We start from the raw sequence: 18,000 nt of genomic DNA, 5'->3' as shown, positions 1-18,000 counted from the left end.
ATGATTGCGCATGAGTTCGCGCGACGCCGCATCGTCCGAAATTACGCCGAGTGTTTTGCTGCGCGCGTATGCCTGCGGCATCTTCCCGATGTCCGAGAGCGCCGACGACCCCACGATTTTCTGGGTCGAACCTGAGAAACGCGGCATCATTCCGCTCGACGGTTTTCGCGTCACGTCGCGTCTCGCGCGCACGGTTCGATCCGACGCCTTCCGCGTCACCGTCAACACGGCTTTCAAGCAGACCATCGCCGGATGCGCCGCGCCTCAGCCGGGCCGTGATGATACCTGGATCAATGGCCGCATCCGCGACCTCTATACTTCGCTGCACGAGATCGGGCATTGCCACAGCGTCGAAGCTTGGCAAGGCGATCGGCTGGTGGGAGGGCTCTACGGCGTTAGCCTCGGCCGCGCATTCTTCGGAGAGAGCATGTTCCATACCGAGCGCGATGCCTCGAAGGTGGCGCTGGTCCACCTCGTCGCGCGTCTGATCGCGGGCGGCTTTGTGTTGCTCGATACGCAATTCGTGACGGATCATCTGCGCACCTTCGGCGCGGTGGAGGTGCCGCGGCGCAGATACCGCACCATGCTCGATGATGCGGTCACGGGACAGGCCGACTTCTTCGCGCTTCCTGCAAGCCGGCCGGTCACTGGCGCCGAAGCGCTGGCGTGCCTGACCCAAGCCTGAGCAATTACTGCCGGAATGGCGGGAATGGATTTGGCGGCGGCAGTGGCCGCTGCACGGCGGGCTGCTTGGGCGCCGGTGGCCGCTTGGGCTGCTGCTGAGGCGGCGGAGCTGGCGCGGCTTTCGGCGCTTCCTGCTGAGCCACCGTTGCGGACGGACCTTTGCAGTCGGTCAGCCAGATATCGTAAATCGGGTGCTCGACGCCGTGCAGACCCGGGCTGGCTGCGAACATCCAGCCGGAGAAAATCCGCTTCACTTCGCCCTGCAAGGTGATTTCATCGACCTCGACAAAGGCGTCGGTGTTGGCCGCTTCTGTCGATGGCCGCGTGTAACAAGCTTGCGGCTTGACGCGCAGAGCACCGAACTGAACGGTCTCACCGATGTCGGCATCGAACTTGATGATACGGCCGGTGATCTTGTCGAGGCCTGCGAAAACCGCCTGCTTGTTTATGATCTTCTGCGCTGGCGGCTCGGTCACGACCTCATCGCCTGGCTGCAACGTCGCGGCCGTCGGCGGCGCGCTGCGCGGTTGCTTCTGCCCCGGCGGCAGTCCCGGCAAAGGATTAGCTGCGGCGTTGTTGGGCGTGCCCTGTCCGGGCACAGCGGGCTGGTTTGGAGCGGCTGCCGTGCCCGGAGGTGGTGGCAGCGGCTGGGTCTGAACATTGCCGGGCGGCGGCACGCCTTGTCCCGGCAGCGGACGATTGGGTGTCGGCAGCAGACGGCCCTGCGGAGGAAGATCAGGCACCTCCTCCTCTTCAGGCTCCTGAACGGGCTCACCGCGCTGCTGCACGTTGGCGGGCGGACGCGGTCTGTCGGAAAAGATGTTGCCGATCTGCGCATGGACCGGCGTCGCCGGCAGCAGCAGCAAGGCGGCGCTCAACGCCGCGAAGGAAAGAGTGGTGATGGTTCGGAACATCTTGCGCAGCTTCACAGGAGCACGGTGTCGCAAGGTGCGAAGCGATTTGCGGAAAACATCGTGCTCCACACCTGTCGGAATGATCACATTCGAGATCATAAACTGATCCGGCCCCAATATCCGATTCAACCGAATCGTGTCCGCGCCATTCTACAGAAAATGGGCCGCGCGCAGATTATCGGTTAACACGCCGAATACGGCGGGGAAAGGGCGGGCAATTCACGCAGCCTGGCAACCTGGGCGGTTTGCCTGCCGTTACTGTCCCGGGGTCCAGGATTGATAATCGCCGGTTGCCTTCGGCCGGCGACCGGCAGCGAGCGTCGAACCCGACGGACGGTAGGCGGCTGGCGTACCGGTCATGTTGGGGCGGTGCGGCTTTTCCCACTCGCGCGGTTTGTAATCGATCTCGGTCGGCGGCGTGTCCACGGTGTGGTGCAGCCATCCGTGCCACGCAGGTGGCACGCGTGTCGCTTCAGCATAGCCGTTGTAGATCACCCACCGGCGCTCAAATCCGAGTGTCGGATCGATCTTGCCGCCGCGCGTGCGGTAGTAGGTGTTGCCACCCTCGTCCTGCCCCACGACCTCGCCAAATCGCCGCGTCCAGAGCTGCGTGCCGAATGTCGAGCCGTTCCACCACGTGAAAAAGCGTAAGAAAAACAGCTTCATGGCGAGAATCCGAAGTGGGCGCGCAAGGCCGCGCGATGGCTGTTTGATGCCATCCGGTGTGCCAATTGTCCAGTGCTAACAGCAACTTGATGCATTGCGTGAACCTCCGGCGGAATTCAGCGTTGACACCCCTCACCGACCATCCCCGCTGGAATTCTGACGATGCTCGACGTCATCAAATACAGTTATGCCGAGATTCTGAACACGCTCTGGCTCCTGCCGGACTGGCTGACGGCGTCGGTGCTCGTCATTGGCGGAGTTCTCGTCGCGCTGATCGCCAACGCAGTGATCGTTCATGCGATCAGAAACACGCTCGGCGTACGTCATCCCAAGACCCGGTCGTTGCTCACCCGCAGCAAGGGACCGCTTCGGCTGGCGTTGATCGTCCTGGCGCTCTCGCTTGTGGTCAGAGTCGCTCCCATCGGCGATCGCGCCGCGACAGTATTCGGCAATATCCTCAATGTCGCTTTCATCGCGTTGCTGGGATGGACCGCTCTTATCGCGGCTCAAATCGGATCGCAGATCTATCTGCGGCGCTTCAGCCTCGATTCCGAGGATAACCTGCTCGCGCGCAAGCACGTCACGCAAGTCGGCATCCTGAAGAGGGCAGCCGACACCATGATCGTCATCATGACGGTCGCGGCCGCGATGATGAGTTTCGAGCAGGTCAGGCAATACGGCGTCAGTCTGTTCGCCTCGGCGGGCGTCGCCGGTCTCGCAATCGGCATTGCTGCGCGTCCCCTGCTCGCGAACCTGATTGCGGGCGTCCAGATCGCGGTGGCGCAGCCGATCCGGCTTGACGACGTTGTCTTCCTCGAAGGCGAGTACGGCACCATCGAAGAAATCACCACCACCTATGTCGTTATCAAACTTTGGGACTGGCGGCGGATGGTGTTGCCGCTGAGTTACTTCATCGAAAAGCCATTCCAGAACTGGACTCGCGAAACCTCCGCGCTGATCGGCTCTGTGTTCCTGTATGTCGATTACACCGTGCCGGTGGAAAAGCTCCGCGAAAAACTGATGGAGGTGGCGCGCGCCTCTCCCCTTTGGGATGGCCGAGTCGTAGTGCTTCAGGTCAGCGACGCCACCAAGGATCACACGGTCGAGCTGCGTGCATTGCTGAGCGCGCGAAGCGCCCCTGCGGCGTGGGATCTGCGCTGTGAGGTGCGCGAGAAACTGATCGCCTACTTGCAAGAAGAGTATCCCGGCGCATTGCCGCGCCAGCGCCAGGAGTTCGTGTCACGCAACGAACCAGATCAAGCGCCGCTATCGCCTCACACGATGGTATCGCATCACCGCGCGGGCTGACCGGCAACACCGTTTAGTCGCAATCCATTCATGCTGCATTGGGTTAGCTCGTGCGAACGTGAACTCAAACTTTGGAAAGCACGGAACATCTCGCGTTTGCTTCCGTTCTCTCGTGGAGTTCACCCGGAGTTCGAACACATGATCAATCTCAAGGTAATCGGCGCTGCCGCACTTCTGGCAGTGGCACCTGTCCTCATAGCGACGAGTGTGGATGCGCGGCCGGGAGGACACGGCGGCGGCGGAGGATTCTCGCGCGGCGGAGGTGGCGGTGGCGCTGCGTTCCGCGGCGGAGGCGGAGGTGGTGGTTTCCGCGGCGGCTTCGCAGCGCGCCCAAGTTTTGGTGGCGCAGGCGTGGCGCGACCCAGTTTCAGCGGTGGTCCTGCTGTCGGCAATAGCGGCGTTCGTTTCTCGGGTCCGCCTTCAACCGTATTCGGAAATCGTGCGATCTCCGGTCGTCCCGTCGCCCAACTCGGCGGCGGCGGACAGTGGAACGGAAACCGGTATTGGAACGGACGCAGGCACTGGCGCGGTCCGGGGTACGGCTTCGGCGCAGGCTTGGCGCTCGGCGCGTTGGGCTCGTCGTATTACTACAATGACCCGTACTACTATGGTGACTCCTACGCTTACGCGCCGGACGCCTATGTCGACGACGGACAGTATGCTGCCGCTCCTGCGGCTGAGGGCGACGCTGCTTACTGCGCCCAGCGCTACAGGTCCTACGACCCGGCGTCAGGCACCTACCTGAACTACGACGGCAACCGCTACCCCTGCCCGTAAGCGGTCGCGAAACCTGACGTCCGGCCTCTGGGGCGATGTTCCGTAAATGGAACCGCCCCAGAAGCGCCTGAATCCATACCAACATTGCTCCCTTCTGCATGGAGCCGCGCATTCCGCGCGGCCCCCGATGCAGAGTGATCGATGCGGGCTTTGGAGTGAGGAAGATGATCACCTTTAGGAATGGATGCGCGATCGCAGCCGTTGCGCTGGCGCTTCCGATGGCTGCGATGTCATCCGGCCATGCTGCCCCGCTGGCGCCGAGCCAGCCTCTTGCGGCTGCTCATGCGGGCGCCGACAATTCGCTGGTTACTCAGGTTCAGTGGCGGCGGCGCGGATACTATCGCGGCGGCGGTGCTGGCCTCGGCATCGGACTTGCCGCCGGCGCACTTATCGGCGGCGCAATCGCGGCTGGCGCAAATCCATATTACGGTCCGGGATATGGCTACGGTTACGGCTATGGTGGACCCGCATATTATCCCGCGCCCGCGCCGGTGGTGGTCGCGCCAGGCTACGGCGGCGGCGACGCTGAAGCCTACTGCATGCAGCGCTACCGGTCCTACGATCCCGCATCAGGCACGTACCTGAACTATGACGGCAACCGCTACCCCTGCCCGTAACTTTGAACAGCATCTGATTTCGAAAACGGCGATGCATTGCATCGCCGTTGTTGTTTGTATCGATGCTGAGTGAACCGGAGTAACAGCGCGCCTAGAACGAAACTTTCACACCGCCACGGCCGGTGATGGTCTGGCTTTGGTCGGACATCGCGGTGAACTCGGCGGCGCCAAATACCGAAACGCCGGTAGCGTTACGCCAGTCGAAGCCGGCCCCCGCATAGAAGCCGACAATGCTGCCCTTGCCCGGCGTTGCGAACGCGAGGCTCTGCCCAAGCAAGATGGTGCTGACGTTGCTGTCGCCGACGCGCTGCAAGGCGATCAGACCTGCAGTGCCGCTCACCTGAAGTTGCTCGGTCGGCGTCGTGTTCGTGGTGTGCGTCAGCTTCAACTCGCCGCGCTCCTCGAAATTGTGCGAGGTGCGCGAAGCCACCGTTAAATTCGTGCTCGACCCGCTTTCCTGATAACCGCCGAAACCGGCAGCGAGATAGCGCACACGCGCAGACGGTGTCAGTGTCAGGTTATAGCCGAGGGATTGCTTGAGGCCGTAGGCGATTTCCGGACTGATGAACCAGCCATTGTATTTGCCCGCGGCGCATTCAAGTCCGCCGGGCACCAGATTATTCGCGATCGTGCGCTTCACATCGTTGCTGCTGTAACCACTAAGCAACGAGAAATCCAGGAACACGCGGCCCATCGCATAGCGGCCGTAGAGACCACCGAAAAAGATGTCGCTTTTGGTGTCGCCGGAATTCAGATCAATTTTGGAGTCGATCGCTCCGCCGCCGATGAACCCGCCAAGACGCAGGCCGGGCTGCACCGTCTTGTCGAGGCCGAGCACGCCGCCATAGAAGTTGCTGACCGAGCGCAACGTCGGCGCGTCCGCCTGCTGGATGCGCTGGCCGCCAAAACCCTGCGCCCAGACGCTGGTGCCGTCGGCCGCGGTGAAGCTCGGATTGCTGAGCAGCAGGCGGTCGTTGCTGGCATAAGCCAGCGCCGGAATACCCGAGAAGGCGTCGTTGGCCATATCGCGCGCGACATTGCCGGACGGAGCGAAGCCGATAGCCGCCGATCCACTGCCACCGATCGGCGCTGGATTGGTCAGGCGGCTTGTGACCAGCGAGGTGATGGTGCGCGTAACATCAACCACGTTGCGATCTGCGTTGGCAAAGGACGTCGGGTCGAGAATTGCGACGGTGTTTCCGTTGATGACATAAGGCGCGCCGCCTGTGACGTTCACAACCGCGCCGGTGTCGGTGAGGCCACCGGTCGTGCATCCGCAACCGCTGCCACCAAATGTCAGCACGGACGAGATGTCATGGCCGCTGAGAATGTTGACCCTGGTGCCGACGGCGAATGGATCGGACGTATCGCCATTCAGAATGATTTCTCCGACAATGCGGGAGCCTGGCATAATGTTGAGCGTCGTCCGCGTCGATGAATCGAACTGCGTGAGGTCGATGGCGACGCCGGTGGACGAACTCGCATCGATCAATCCGGCGTTGGTGAATGTTGCCGTTCCTCCGTTACCAGCGAAAACATCCACTTTACCGAAAATCTTGCCGCTGTTGTACGCCGCCGCACTGCCATCGATAGTCGCAACGGCGACATTGCCTTTAATCGTGCCGGTATTTGTCAAGAATGCGTTGCCGATGTCATTGGCGGCGGAAACAACATTGCCGTTGACCATACCCGCATTGATCGTGGTGGCGTCTCCCGTCCCACCGCTCAGCCCGGTGAACGTTGCAATTCCACCGTTCACAAAGCCTGTATTGATCGTCGTTGCATTGCCCCCATCAATCGCAAAGGTCTGGATACCGTTGAAATTCAGTACACTTCCTGAATTGACGGTAACGGCATTTCCGCCATCTGAGGTCTGCGTGACGACGAATTGTACGGTCCCGGAATTGATCGATGTGGCCGTGCCCGCACCAAATCCAGCGCCGCCGTTGCTGGTTTGCGTATTGAGGATTCCGGCAATCGTTCCGGAATTGTTGGTCGTTGCGTTGCCGCCGCCATCAGCGGTCGTCGCGATGCTGCCTCCAACATTCCGGAGTTGTTGGTCGTCGCCGAGCCACTCACGAGCGCCGAGTTGATGCTGGTCGATGTAAAAATCGAGCCTGACACGGTCCCTGAATTGTTTGTCAGTGCTTTGCCGCCGTCCTGCGCAGATGTCGTGATATCCTGAGCCACCGTTCCGGAGTTGGTCGACGTGGCATTGCCCGCGCCGGTCAACGTGCTGATGGATGTCCCGATGATCCCCGAATTGTTCGATGTCGCGTTGCCAAGGCCGCTGGCCGAGGTGTCGAGCATGCCGGCGTTGATGCCGGAGTTCGTCGCGGTGACATTGCCATCGACGCTGGTCGTGGTGATGCCGTTGCTCGGACCCGAACTCGTTGTCGTCAGATTGAACGTGCCGAGTTGATCCTGAAGGAACGGAACCGCTGTCGCGCCGGTGTTTGTACAGGAGACGTCACTCGCGCCGAGCGTCCCGACGCAGGCAAACTGCGCATGTGCGTCCGTCGATGACAGGGTTGCTGCGGCGATGATCACGATTCCAATCACTGGGAATTGCATCGCGCGCGCCGTCCGCACGCGCGTCTCCAACGCCCTGTCCGCAACAATCGACGCCACGCCCCACCCCATTACCCGGCGGCATGGTCAGCCGCCGATAGCCTACCTGGAACCTATCAGGCCGGGGTTCCACTCACTGTTACATTTGGGATACAGCGCTGAGTTATGAAGTAATAACAGGCACTTTCTGCGCGCATTGAGACACCACCGTCTCAGGATCGTGACGCCAGAACGACACCTGCAATGGTGAATCCGAGCGCCGCAATCTGGGCCACGCCGAGCGGCTCGCCGAGTGCCGCTGCAGATGCCAGCACGCCGATCACCGGCACAAGCAATGTCCCGATCGCAGCGACAGATGCCGGAAGCCGCTGGAGCGCGGCAAACCAGCAGGCGTAGGCGACGCAGAACTGGACCACGATCGAATAGCCGAACAAGGTCCAGCCGAGTGACGACAGCGCCATGAAGTGCGGCTGTTCAAGCAAGAGGCCCGCCAGCCCCACCGGCAGGCAGCCGATCAGGATCTGCCAGACCGCCGAGGTCAGCGGCGGCAATCCCAGCGGCCAGCGTTTGCCGAACACCGTGCCCAGCGCGAACAGGAACGCGCCGGACAACGCCAGTGCAATGCCCGGCAGTTTGGCGTAGCTCGCGGCGATGCCCCCGCCGCCCATCAGCGCGACGAGTCCGGCGATGGCCATCGCCATGGCGACCACCCGCAGCAGCGAAATCCGCTCGCCGAGAATCGGCCACGCCAGCGCCGAGGCCCAGACAGGCATTGTATAAGCCATCACCGCGGCTTCGCTCGCCGGCAGATACACCAGCGCCATGCCCATCAGCGCCATCCATGCCGTCACGTTGAGAAATGACAGCAGCACAAGCCGAGGCCATGTTTCGCGCGGGACGCGCAGCGGCTGGCGAAACGCCAATGCCAGCACCGCAAGCAGCGCGGCGCCGATGATGCCGGACAGACCGCGCACCGACAGCGGCGGCAATTCCATCAACAGATGTTTGGTGACGGGCCAGTTCAATCCCCAGCCAACGGATGTTGCTACCAGCAACAGGTAGCCGACCGTTCGCGTTCGCCGCTGCGCTGCTGCTCGCTCGTCCGGCGACATTTCGCTCAAGGCTTCGGGCGGCGTGCGGCTATCCACAAGTTTGGTCCTTCGACTCGAATTCCACACCATGTGGATGACGGGGAGAAAGACCACGCGCGCGGCATGTGATCCACCCGAAATCCCCAAAATACGCGCATACCAAGGACGCGATTTTGGAGGCTCGCGACAAACCTTGGAGGAACTCACAAGACGGTGAGATTTCGGCTTCCGAATCCACAAGGACTCACCGATACTTCCCGCAATGCGAACCGTTCCGGCGATGCATCATCCCGCTGGAAATCCGCATTTTCCACCATATTTAGTATTTGATTCAGGTTTCGACACTAATCCTTGACGTGCCGGATGGAGTCGGCCTAGCTTTGGGACTGTTCGGCGCGGGGGTTTTCAGTCCCGCTGAGCATCTCCCGAAAAGGGTCGAGAAGGCAGCTCCGTCAGACCGGTCGAGGTCGCGGGACGTGGGTTTGTCTGCTCTTTTTTCGGAGCCGGAGAGCCATCCGGGCGTAATGGCGAAACCGCGGCAAACCGCGGCGCAAAAGGCGAGTTTGGGGCGTTCGGGCAAGGCCGGTTTTGGGGACCGGTCCTCGCCCACCAGAGTTAACAGGCCGCGGCTTCGGACCCGGACGGGACGACGTGAACGGCAAAACACTGCGAACGAACCGGTTCGCAAATTGAAATCTCCGGCTTACCGTCAAGGGACGGGAGCGCCGGCAAAAAGGACGGGGCACTACAATGCGCATCGAACGCCGCTACACCAAAGCCGATCAGTCACCCTACGCCGCGATTGATTTCAGGCTGACGACAAGCGAGATCCGCAACCCCGACGGCTCGGTGGTGTTCCGCCTTGAGAACGTCGAGGTGCCGGAGTTCTGGTCGCAGGTCGCTTCCGACGTTCTGGCGCAGAAGTATTTCCGTAAAGCGGGCGTCGCCTCGCGCCTGAAGAAGGTCGAGGAAGAAACCGTCCCGTCGTGGCTGTGGCGTTCGGTGCCGGATACCGAAGCGCTCGCCCTCCTCCCCGAATCCGAGCGCATCGGCGGCGAGCATTCCGCCAAGCAGGTGTTCGACCGTCTCGCCGGCTGCTGGACCTACTGGGGCTGGAAGGGCTCGTACTTCTCGTCGGAAGAAGATGCCAAGGCATTCTACGACGAACTGCGCTTCATGCTCGCCAAGCAGATGGTCGCGCCGAACTCGCCGCAGTGGTTCAACACCGGACTTCACTGGGCCTACGGCGTCGATGGTCCCGGCCAGGGCCACTACTATGTGGACTGGAAGACCGGCAAGCTGACCAAATCCAAATCGTCCTACGAGCATCCGCAGCCGCACGCCTGCTTCATCCAGGGCGTGGACGACGATCTCGTCAACGAAGGCGGCATCATGGACCTGTGGGTCCGTGAAGCACGCCTGTTCAAGTACGGCTCCGGCACCGGCTCCAACTTCTCGCGCCTGCGCGGCGAAGGCGAAAAGCTCTCCGGCGGCGGCCGCTCAAGCGGCCTGATGTCCTTCCTCAAGATCGGCGACCGCGCGGCGGGCGCGATCAAATCCGGCGGCACCACCCGCCGCGCGGCCAAGATGGTCGTGGTCGACGCCGACCATCCGGATATCGAGACCTACATCGACTGGAAGGTGAAGGAAGAGCAGAAGGTCGCCGCGCTCGTCACCGGCTCCAAGATCAACCAGAAGCATCTCAAAGCCATCATGAAGGCCTGCGTGAACTGCGAAGGTTCAGGCGACGACTGCTTCGATCCCGAGAAGAACCCGGCGCTGCGCCGTGAGATCAAGTTCGCGCGCCGCGCCATGGTGCAGGACAATCTGATCAAGCGCGTGATGCAGTTCGCCAAGCAGGGCTACACCGACATCTCGTTCGACACCTATGACACCGACTGGGATAGCGAAGCGTATCTCACCGTCGCCGGCCAGAACTCGAACAACTCGGTTTCGCTGAAGGACGACTTCCTGCGCGCGGTGGAAACCGACGGCGACTGGAATCTGATCGGCCGCACCAACAAGAAGGTGACGAAGACGCTGAAGGCCCGCGACCTGTGGGAAAAGATCGGCTACGCCGCCTGGGCCTCGGCCGATCCCGGCCTGCACTACAACACCACCATGAACGACTGGCACACCTGCAAGGCCAGCGGCGACATCCGCGCGTCCAATCCGTGCTCGGAATACATGTTCCTCGACGACACGGCGTGCAACCTCGCCTCCGCCAACCTGCTGACGTTCTACGACACGCAGACCCGCCGCTTCGACATCGAAGCCTATGAGCATCTGTGCCGTCTGTGGACCGTCGTGCTCGAAATCTCCGTCATGATGGCGCAGTTCCCGTCCAAGGCGATCGCCGAACTCTCCTACGAGTTCCGCACCCTCGGCCTCGGCTATGCCAACATCGGCGGCCTGCTGATGACCATGGGTCTGTCGTACGACTCCAAGGAAGGCCGCGCGCTGTGCGGCGCGCTGACCGCCGTCATGACCGGCACCAGCTACGCGACCTCCGCCGAGATGGCGAAGGAGCTTGGCCCCTTCCCCGGCTACAAGAAGAACGCCCAGCACATGCTGCGCGTGATCCGCAACCATCGCCGCGCGGCCCATGGCCACTCCAACGGCTATGAAGCGCTCGCCGTGAATCCGGTGCCGCTCGATCACGCGAGCTGCCCGCAGGGCGACATCGTCACCCGCGCGAAGTTCGTCTGGGATCAGGCGCTCGAACTCGGCGAACAGCACGGCTACCGCAACGCGCAGACCACCGTGGTCGCGCCGACCGGCACCATCGGCCTTGTGATGGATTGCGACACCACCGGCATCGAGCCGGACTTCGCACTGGTGAAATTCAAGAAGCTCGCCGGCGGCGGCTACTGGAAGATCATCAACCGCGCCGTGCCGGAAGCGCTGCGCGCGCTCGGCTATCCCGAGAACGAAATCGCCGAGATCGAAGCCTATGCTGTCGGCCACGGCTCGCTCTCCAACGCCCCGGGCATCAACGCCTCGACCCTGCGTGCCAAGGGCTTCACCGATGAAGCGATCAAGAAGGCCGAGGCTGCATTGCCGACCGCCTTCGACATCAAGTTCGCCTTCAACAAGTGGACCTTCGGCGAGGACTTCCTGCGCGACACGCTCAAGCTCGATCCGGAGGCCATCGCGGCCCCCGGCTTCGACCTGCTCACCGCGCTCGGCTTCACCAAGCGCGAGATCGAAGCCGCCAACATCCACATCTGCGGCGCGATGACCGTGGAAGGCGCGCCGCATCTGAAGTCCGAGCACTACCCGGTGTTCGATTGCGCCAATCCCTGCGGCAAGATCGGCAAGCGTTATCTCTCGGTGGAAAGCCACATCCGCATGATGGCGGCGTCGCAGCCCTTCATCTCAGGTGCGATTTCCAAGACCATCAACATGCCGAACGACGCCACGGTGGAGGATTGCAAATCCGCCTACCTGCTGTCGTGGAAGCTCGCGCTCAAGGCCAACGCGCTCTATCGCGACGGCTCGAAGCTGTCGCAGCCGCTGAATTCGCAGCTCATCAGCGATGATGACGAAGAGGACGATGCGATCGAGGCGTTCTACGACAAGCCGATGGCGGCGCGCACCACCCAGGTCTCGGAGAAGGTCGTCGAGAAGCTGGTCGAGCGCATCGTCGTGATGCGCGAGCGCGAGAAGATGCCGGATCGCCGCAAGGGCTACACCCAGAAGGCCGTGGTCGGCGGACACAAGGTGTATCTGCGCACCGGCGAATACGATGACGGGCGCCTCGGCGAAATCTTCATCGACATGCACAAGGAAGGCGCGGCGCTGCGCTCCTTCATCAACAACTTCGCCATCGCGGTGTCGCTGGGCCTCCAGTACGGCGTGCCGCTGGAAGAGTATGTCGACGCCTTCACCTTCACCCGCTTCGAGCCTGCGGGCCCGGTGCAGGGCAACGACTCGATCAAGTTCGCGACCTCGATCCTCGACTACGTGTTCCGCGAACTTGCGGTGTCGTACCAGTCGCGCTTCGATCTCGCCCATGTCGACCCGTCAGAGACCAACTTCGACGCGCTGGGCAAGGGCGTCGAGGAAGGCCGCAATCCCGACGCGTCGAACTCCTCGAAGTACCTGTCGAAGGGCCTCACCCGCTCGCGCACCGACAAGCTCGTGGTCATGCAGGGCGGCGCGGCCGACGCGCAGGCGTCAGGCAACGTCACGTCGATTGCGTCCGCCGGCGCGACCGCACGGCATCACGACGGGCAGGACAATGTCGAAGGCGCGGTGGCCCTCAAGGTCGCCGAGCCCGAGCGCGAACTCTCGCCGACCGAAAAGCTGGAGCAGCAGAACTGGAGCAAATCAGGTTCAGCCGCTCAGGCCGCACCAAGCAAGGCCGAGCGTCGCGCGGAAGCAAAAGCCCGCGGCTACGAAGGCGACATGTGCACCGAGTGCAGCAACTTCACGCTGGTGCGGAACGGCACTTGTATGAAGTGCGATACCTGCGGCAGCACGACGGGGTGTAGTTGAAGTACGTTCTTTGAAAACTTTATAATTCAAAAGGCGGCCTCTGAGGCCGCCTTTTTAATGTGAAAGGTTAGCTATGGACATCGAGATCAACGAAAAAAAACTATTGCACCTCGGTAAGTTCAATATTCTTCTGGGGAAAAATGGTACTGGAAAAAGCACCTTACTCCGATCGTTTGAACAGGCCAAAGGCCAACTTCCAAATGTTGGAATAGCCCGCTACATCACGCCAGAACGTGGCGGCCAGCTGATCTACGAAGGCGGGGTAGACACGGCGGTAGCAAACAATCCCAACTGGGGCGATGATGCTCGGCGTAAAAATCGATTTGAGAGCTTTCGGCAGCTAAGCGTAACTGAATTTCGACGTCTCGAAACGTTAGTTCTTAGAAAGATAGAAAAGGACCATGCGATTCGAGGCGATTTTAATTTTTCATTCGACGATACGTTAAACTCGATCAATGGACTTCTTGACAACATCAAAATCGCCCGAGGAAGCACCACGGGCTTCGAGATATTTTCCAAAGATGGAGTAGAGAAGCGATCTGCAGACAACTTAAGCAGTGGCGAATCTGAACTAGTGAGCTTGGGGATTGAAATTCTTTCCTTTGCATACAGCACAGAATTGGTCGGTGAGAAAACCAGCTACCTGTTCCTTGATGAACCGGATGTTCACTTGCACCCCGACTTGCAGGCGCGATTGGTAGATTTATTGATATCAACTCTTAAAGACAAAAAAGTCGTAGTAATAGTTGCTACTCATAGCACTGCAATTCTTGGAGCACTAAGCCAAACCAGTAGTGCCCACGTCGGATTCATCAATTCCAAGGAGCAGCCCGAAGTAGTTTTTGACTCAATAAACGATTCACTTCGAAAGATATTGCCTATCTTTGGTGCCCATCCACTTTCTAATATTTTCAACCAAAATCCTATTATGTTGGTGGAAGGAGAAGACGATGAGCGAATTTGGCAACAAGCCGTTCGCAGTTCGCAAGGCAAGATAGCAATCTGGCCATGCTCCGCAGGGGACATTCAAAGTCTCGACGAATATGAGCAGAAGGTTGAAGCAGTTTCTGCGGCTATTTATGAAAATGCGAAAGCCTTTTCGCTTCGAGATCGTGATGATGCTCCTTATGAAATCGATGACAAACCTATCGTTAAGCGAATGCGGTTGTTTTGCCGTGCGGCAGAAAATCTCATTCTTTCGGATGATGTTCTAAGCCATCTCAATATGGATTGGCCGAGGCTAATGGCTGCTATCGAAGACTGGCTTTCCAAGTATCCAGAACATCCGCAGTATGTACAAATGATGGCGTTTAAGGAAGGCGGCTACAACCGGAGAGATAGCAATCTGAAGCCGCTCCGCAATATTTTCATGATGCTCGCAGGATCGCAGAAGGCTTGGGAAATAGCGGTCGGACAAGCCATTGCGTCTTTGAAAGAAAAGCGAAATTTCAATGGAGACCAAAGCTTGACGTCGTATCTCGGACCTAAAATCGTTGATGCACTCTCTTTGAGCCCACAATTGGGAGCAAAATCCCTCGCTCGTATTATGGGAGGAAAATCGTAAATTTGATCCACATTCTGAACAGCATCGTAGCCCGGATGAAGCGGAGCAAAATTCGGGATTCATCGCAGGTTACCGCGTCTTACCCGCATGTGGCTTCGCTCCATACAGGCTACCAACCAAACAGATTTCCAATACCCACAGTCGTCATCACCGGGCTTGTCCCGGTGATCCACGTCTTTCTTTGCGGAAACGTCTAAAGACGTGGATGGCCGGGTCAAGCCCGGCCATGACGAGTTGAGAGATTCCCGTGGCTCGGCGCTCGTCATTGCGAGCCAACGGGTCCGGCTTCGCCGGCCCGATGATAAACTCCACGAAGCAATCCATCGGGAATCCTCAGCTAGCAAAAGCTGGATTGCTTCGTCGCTGTCGCTCCTCGCAATGACGCGCTTAGCCTCCTTGCCTTACGCGCCATCCTGTCAATGACGCTTTTTCACGACCTTGCCCCACACACCCACGATCCCCATCTACGGCGGACCCGCACACGCACGAGTCCCCCGCCTCCATGAAGAAAATCGGCTTTCTCTCCTTCGGCCACTGGTCGCCGTCGCCGCATTCGCAGACACGCTCGGCCGCTGACACGCTGCTGCAATCCATTGATCTTGCGGTCGCCGCCGAAGAGCTTGGCGCGGACGGCGCGTATTTCCGCGTGCATCATTTCGCGCGCCAGCTCGCCTCGCCCTTCCCCCTGCTCGCCGCCGTCGGCGCGAAGACCAGCACCATCGAGATCGGCACCGCCGTCATCGACATGCGCTACGAGAACCCGCTCTACATGGTCGAGGACGCGAGCGCCGCCGATCTCATCGCGGGCGGACGCCTGCAACTCGGCATCAGCCGGGGTTCGCCCGAGCAGGTCATCGATGGCTGGCGCTATTTCGGCTATCAGCCCGCAGACGGCGAAACCGACGCCGACATGGGCCGCCGCCACGGCGAGGTGTTCTACGACATGCTGAAGGGCAAGGGTTTCGCGCAACCCAATCCGCGCCCGATGTTTCCCAATCCGCCTGGCCTCCTGCGGATCGAGCCGCATTCGGAAGGCCTGCGCGACCGCATCTGGTGGGGCGCGGCCTCGAACGCGACCGCGCAGTGGGCGGGCAGGCTCGGCATGAACCTTCAAAGCTCGACATTGAAGAAGAACGAGACCAACGAGCCGTTCCACGTGCAGCAGGCCAGGCAGATCCGTCTCTATCGCGAGGCGTACAGGGAAGCGGGCCACACCCGCACGCCGCGCGTCTCTGTCAGCCGCAGCATCTTCGCGCTGATGAACGATCGCGACCGCGACTATTTCGGAAACGGTAGCGATGCCGGCGACCAGATCGGCTTCATCGAGGCCGACATGCAGGCGATCTTCGGTCGCGGCTATACCGCGGAGCCGGACAAGCTGATCGAGCAATTGAAGACGGACGAGGCCATCGCCGAGGCCGATACGCTGCTGCTGACGGTGCCGAACCAGCTCGGTGTCGATTACAATGCCCATGTCATTGAATCGATCCTCAAGCATGTCGCGCCCGCGCTCGGCTGGCGCTGAGCGGCACGCGCATTCAGGAGGGGCGGTGTCATCGCGCGCCTGGCCCGATTCCGCCAAGGCCCGCTTCCAAAGCGTCCCTCCGGAACCATTCAATGGACATCCGGAGAAAGATACTCCGCTTCGCGCGATGTAACTGCGCTATGCTCCTTCCGGGCACCGGCATCTCATGCCTGAAAGGACCACCCCCATGTCACTCACCTTCCTTCGCGCCCAGGGTCACGATTACCAGACCGGCACGTTCCTGTTCGTCATGGCCGACGGCGAAACCGAGATTCAGTGCGGCGTCTCGGACTCCGCGATGGACGATGCGGAGAAGGCGCGCAACGTCCGCGAAAGCCAGCGCGGCGATCAGTTCGCGCGCCTGCAGAACCGCATCACCACATGCGCCGCGCAGAAACACAGCGACGGCCATCTGGAAGCGGGTCCCACCCGCATCCTCGTGCGCTCCATCGACCTCACGCCGCGCAGGTAACGGCGGCTTCCGCTGACCGGTTCATTGACCGGAAACCATCCGGCGCTAGACTTTACGGATGAAGCGGACCCTGCATTACGGCGCGATCGCCTTCATCATCGCCACGTCCCTGCTGTGGGGCTGGCAGCAGATCTCGTTCACGCGCAACGCCTCGCCGCGCGCCAAAGCCGCATGCCACGGCGTCGGATCGTCGTTCTGGGAAATGCAGAACGCCTATTATCGCTGCCTCGACCGCGTCGAGGCCGGCGGCAAGCCGTAACGTCCTATCTCCGGTTTGCGCCAGATCAATTCGAGGAAGCGCGCAGCGGTCTAGCCTTCAATCCTGCAATGCTCGCAGTGATCCGGAGGACGCCATGTCCACAGCCCTTCAAGCAGCCCTGTCGTGCGCAGCCATCTTCATTCTGGCGTTCGCCACGATCTGGGCGTTCTGGTTCGTCGAACGGTGGCGGGGCGACTCCGCACCGAACATCGATAAACTCACCGGCGATATCGTGAAGCGCGGCAGATCGCGCGCCTGACACGGATGAGGCGAAGCGGATTCCGGGGTCGCGCTGTCCCCCACGCAGATTCCGTAGTGTGCTTCGCTTCATGCCGTATCGTGCGGCCCCGCAGCAATTCCCGCACCGCACATAAACATCTGCGGATGCGTCAGCCCTGCTGCTGGAACGCTTCGGCCCCGGGGGTATTGTTGTTTCCTGAGGCGAGCGGAGAACGCGCCATGCGGCTTCATCTCGATGACGAGAAACACGAAACGCAGGTGTGTCTGGCGTTGGTGATCGCGATCTTGATCTTCACTGGGTCCGCGATCCTGTACATGGGTGCACACACGCAAGTGGCAACACAGACCGTCGCGCGTATACCGCTCGCCTCGCCGCTCTGACCGACCGCCACGTCCCGTCGCGGCAGATGCCGGGTTCCGCTCGTCCCCGCGAAGGCGGGGACCCAGTTTTTAGATACTCCGGACGACATCACGATGAGAGATCAGACCACAAATCACGCCATCCCGGATTGCCCGCTTCGATCAATCTCAGCTTCCAGCCGCGATTCCATTTCTTTAATTGCCGCTCTCGTATAAACGCTGATTCACGGCTCTCATGTACCTCGTACCAGACCAGCATCTTCACCACATAGCGGGACGTGAAGCCCGGCGCCGCGTTCGTCCGATGCTGCCAGAGACGGCGCAGAAAATCGTCAGTCATGCCGACATAGAGCGTGCCGTTGCGCTGGCTCGCCAGCATATAAACGAAAAAGCTCATGCATTGTCGCCTCTGGATCCCCGCATTCGCGGGGATGAGCGGAGCGGGGAATTGC

Annotated in this window: 18 protein-coding genes; 13 read left to right on the top strand and 5 right to left on the bottom strand. The window is 60.8% G+C overall.

Annotation, left to right across the window (positions count from 1 at the left end; all coding sequences use genetic code 11):
- Nucleotides 1–10 precede the first annotated feature (10 nt).
- The gene (gene aat / locus AC1RM7_RS01995; protein ID WP_024919144.1) at nucleotides 11–685 is read left to right on the top strand and encodes a leucyl/phenylalanyl-tRNA--protein transferase; all 675 of its coding nucleotides are present in this window, start codon (nucleotides 11–13) and stop codon (nucleotides 683–685) included.
- Between the two features lie 4 nt (nucleotides 686–689).
- Here aat and AC1RM7_RS01990 read toward each other — a convergent pair whose 3' ends face one another.
- Together AC1RM7_RS01990 and AC1RM7_RS01985 are read right to left on the bottom strand one after the other, a co-directional pair.
- On the bottom strand, nucleotides 690–1,598 hold the full coding sequence (locus tag AC1RM7_RS01990; RefSeq protein WP_024919143.1) for a DUF2155 domain-containing protein: 909 nt from the start codon (nucleotides 1,596–1,598) through the stop codon (nucleotides 690–692).
- A 255-nt stretch (nucleotides 1,599–1,853) separates the two neighbouring features.
- The gene (locus AC1RM7_RS01985) at nucleotides 1,854–2,264 is read right to left on the bottom strand and encodes an NADH:ubiquinone oxidoreductase subunit NDUFA12 (protein ID WP_006020382.1); all 411 of its coding nucleotides are present in this window, start codon (nucleotides 2,262–2,264) and stop codon (nucleotides 1,854–1,856) included.
- A 162-nt stretch (nucleotides 2,265–2,426) separates the two neighbouring features.
- Here AC1RM7_RS01985 and AC1RM7_RS01980 point away from each other — a divergent pair, with 162 nt between their 5' ends.
- The 3 genes from AC1RM7_RS01980 to AC1RM7_RS01970 all read left to right on the top strand — a co-directional run bounded on the left by AC1RM7_RS01980 (nucleotide 2,427) and on the right by AC1RM7_RS01970 (nucleotide 4,966).
- Entirely contained in the window at nucleotides 2,427–3,572 is a 1,146-nt protein-coding gene (locus AC1RM7_RS01980; RefSeq protein WP_024919142.1) for a mechanosensitive ion channel family protein, read from the top strand.
- A gap of 138 nt (nucleotides 3,573–3,710) precedes the next feature.
- A complete protein-coding gene (locus AC1RM7_RS01975) occupies nucleotides 3,711–4,349 on the top strand; it encodes a BA14K family protein (RefSeq protein ID WP_024919141.1) in 639 nt (212 codons plus the stop codon).
- Nucleotides 4,350–4,513: 164 nt separating this feature from the next.
- Nucleotides 4,514–4,966, top strand: a complete 453-nt coding sequence (locus AC1RM7_RS01970) for a BA14K family protein (protein WP_024919140.1) — start codon at nucleotides 4,514–4,516, stop codon at nucleotides 4,964–4,966.
- 91 nt (nucleotides 4,967–5,057) lie between these two features.
- Here AC1RM7_RS01970 and AC1RM7_RS01965 read toward each other — a convergent pair whose 3' ends face one another.
- Nucleotides 5,058–6,725, bottom strand: a complete 1,668-nt coding sequence (locus tag AC1RM7_RS01965) for an autotransporter family protein (RefSeq protein ID WP_492838393.1) — start codon at nucleotides 6,723–6,725, stop codon at nucleotides 5,058–5,060.
- 129 nt (nucleotides 6,726–6,854) lie between these two features.
- Here AC1RM7_RS01965 and AC1RM7_RS01960 point away from each other — a divergent pair, with 129 nt between their 5' ends.
- A complete protein-coding gene (locus AC1RM7_RS01960) occupies nucleotides 6,855–7,151 on the top strand; it encodes a hypothetical protein (protein WP_492838391.1) in 297 nt (98 codons plus the stop codon).
- Between the two features lie 24 nt (nucleotides 7,152–7,175).
- On the top strand, nucleotides 7,176–7,388 hold the full coding sequence (locus tag AC1RM7_RS01955; RefSeq protein ID WP_492838389.1) for a hypothetical protein: 213 nt from the start codon (nucleotides 7,176–7,178) through the stop codon (nucleotides 7,386–7,388).
- A gap of 361 nt (nucleotides 7,389–7,749) precedes the next feature.
- On the opposite strand, the gene AC1RM7_RS01950 is transcribed toward AC1RM7_RS01955, so the two are convergent.
- Nucleotides 7,750–8,649, bottom strand: a complete 900-nt coding sequence (locus AC1RM7_RS01950; RefSeq protein ID WP_492838778.1) for a DMT family transporter — start codon at nucleotides 8,647–8,649, stop codon at nucleotides 7,750–7,752.
- A gap of 729 nt (nucleotides 8,650–9,378) precedes the next feature.
- Between AC1RM7_RS01950 and AC1RM7_RS01945 the strand changes: the two genes are divergently transcribed.
- The 7 genes from AC1RM7_RS01945 (at nucleotide 9,379) to AC1RM7_RS01915 (ending at nucleotide 17,569) form a co-directional block, all read left to right on the top strand.
- Nucleotides 9,379–13,128 (top strand): vitamin B12-dependent ribonucleotide reductase, encoded by a 3,750-nt coding sequence (locus AC1RM7_RS01945; RefSeq protein ID WP_024919137.1) that lies wholly within the window; start codon nucleotides 9,379–9,381, stop codon nucleotides 13,126–13,128.
- Between the two features lie 73 nt (nucleotides 13,129–13,201).
- A complete protein-coding gene (locus AC1RM7_RS01940; RefSeq protein ID WP_024919136.1) occupies nucleotides 13,202–14,692 on the top strand; it encodes an AAA family ATPase in 1,491 nt (496 codons plus the stop codon).
- 502 nt (nucleotides 14,693–15,194) lie between these two features.
- Nucleotides 15,195–16,217 carry an LLM class flavin-dependent oxidoreductase gene (locus AC1RM7_RS01935; RefSeq protein WP_024919135.1) on the top strand — a complete coding sequence of 341 codons (1,023 nt, stop codon included), beginning with the start codon at nucleotides 15,195–15,197 and terminating at the stop codon, nucleotides 16,215–16,217.
- A 187-nt stretch (nucleotides 16,218–16,404) separates the two neighbouring features.
- Nucleotides 16,405–16,689: a DUF1488 family protein gene (locus AC1RM7_RS01930; protein ID WP_024919134.1), complete on the top strand. Its 285-nt coding sequence runs from the start codon at nucleotides 16,405–16,407 to the stop codon at nucleotides 16,687–16,689.
- 58 nt (nucleotides 16,690–16,747) lie between these two features.
- Complete coding sequence (locus AC1RM7_RS01925; RefSeq protein ID WP_024919133.1) at nucleotides 16,748–16,948, top strand: hypothetical protein; 201 nt, start codon at nucleotides 16,748–16,750, stop codon at nucleotides 16,946–16,948.
- A 94-nt stretch (nucleotides 16,949–17,042) separates the two neighbouring features.
- Nucleotides 17,043–17,207: a hypothetical protein gene (locus AC1RM7_RS01920; RefSeq protein ID WP_006020370.1), complete on the top strand. Its 165-nt coding sequence runs from the start codon at nucleotides 17,043–17,045 to the stop codon at nucleotides 17,205–17,207.
- Between the two features lie 200 nt (nucleotides 17,208–17,407).
- Nucleotides 17,408–17,569: a hypothetical protein gene (locus AC1RM7_RS01915; protein WP_162832189.1), complete on the top strand. Its 162-nt coding sequence runs from the start codon at nucleotides 17,408–17,410 to the stop codon at nucleotides 17,567–17,569.
- Between the two features lie 88 nt (nucleotides 17,570–17,657).
- Here the strand turns inward: AC1RM7_RS01915 and AC1RM7_RS01910 are convergent, their stop codons facing one another.
- Nucleotides 17,658–17,945, bottom strand: a complete 288-nt coding sequence (locus AC1RM7_RS01910) for a GIY-YIG nuclease family protein (RefSeq protein ID WP_024919132.1) — start codon at nucleotides 17,943–17,945, stop codon at nucleotides 17,658–17,660.
- Between the last annotated feature and the right edge of the window lie 55 nt (nucleotides 17,946–18,000).

The sequence above is a fragment of the Afipia sp. GW822-FHT03D08 genome (assembly GCF_058801645.1).
The sequence above is the reverse complement of the archived record's forward strand: the minus strand, read 5'-3'. Positions and strand labels throughout refer to the sequence as shown.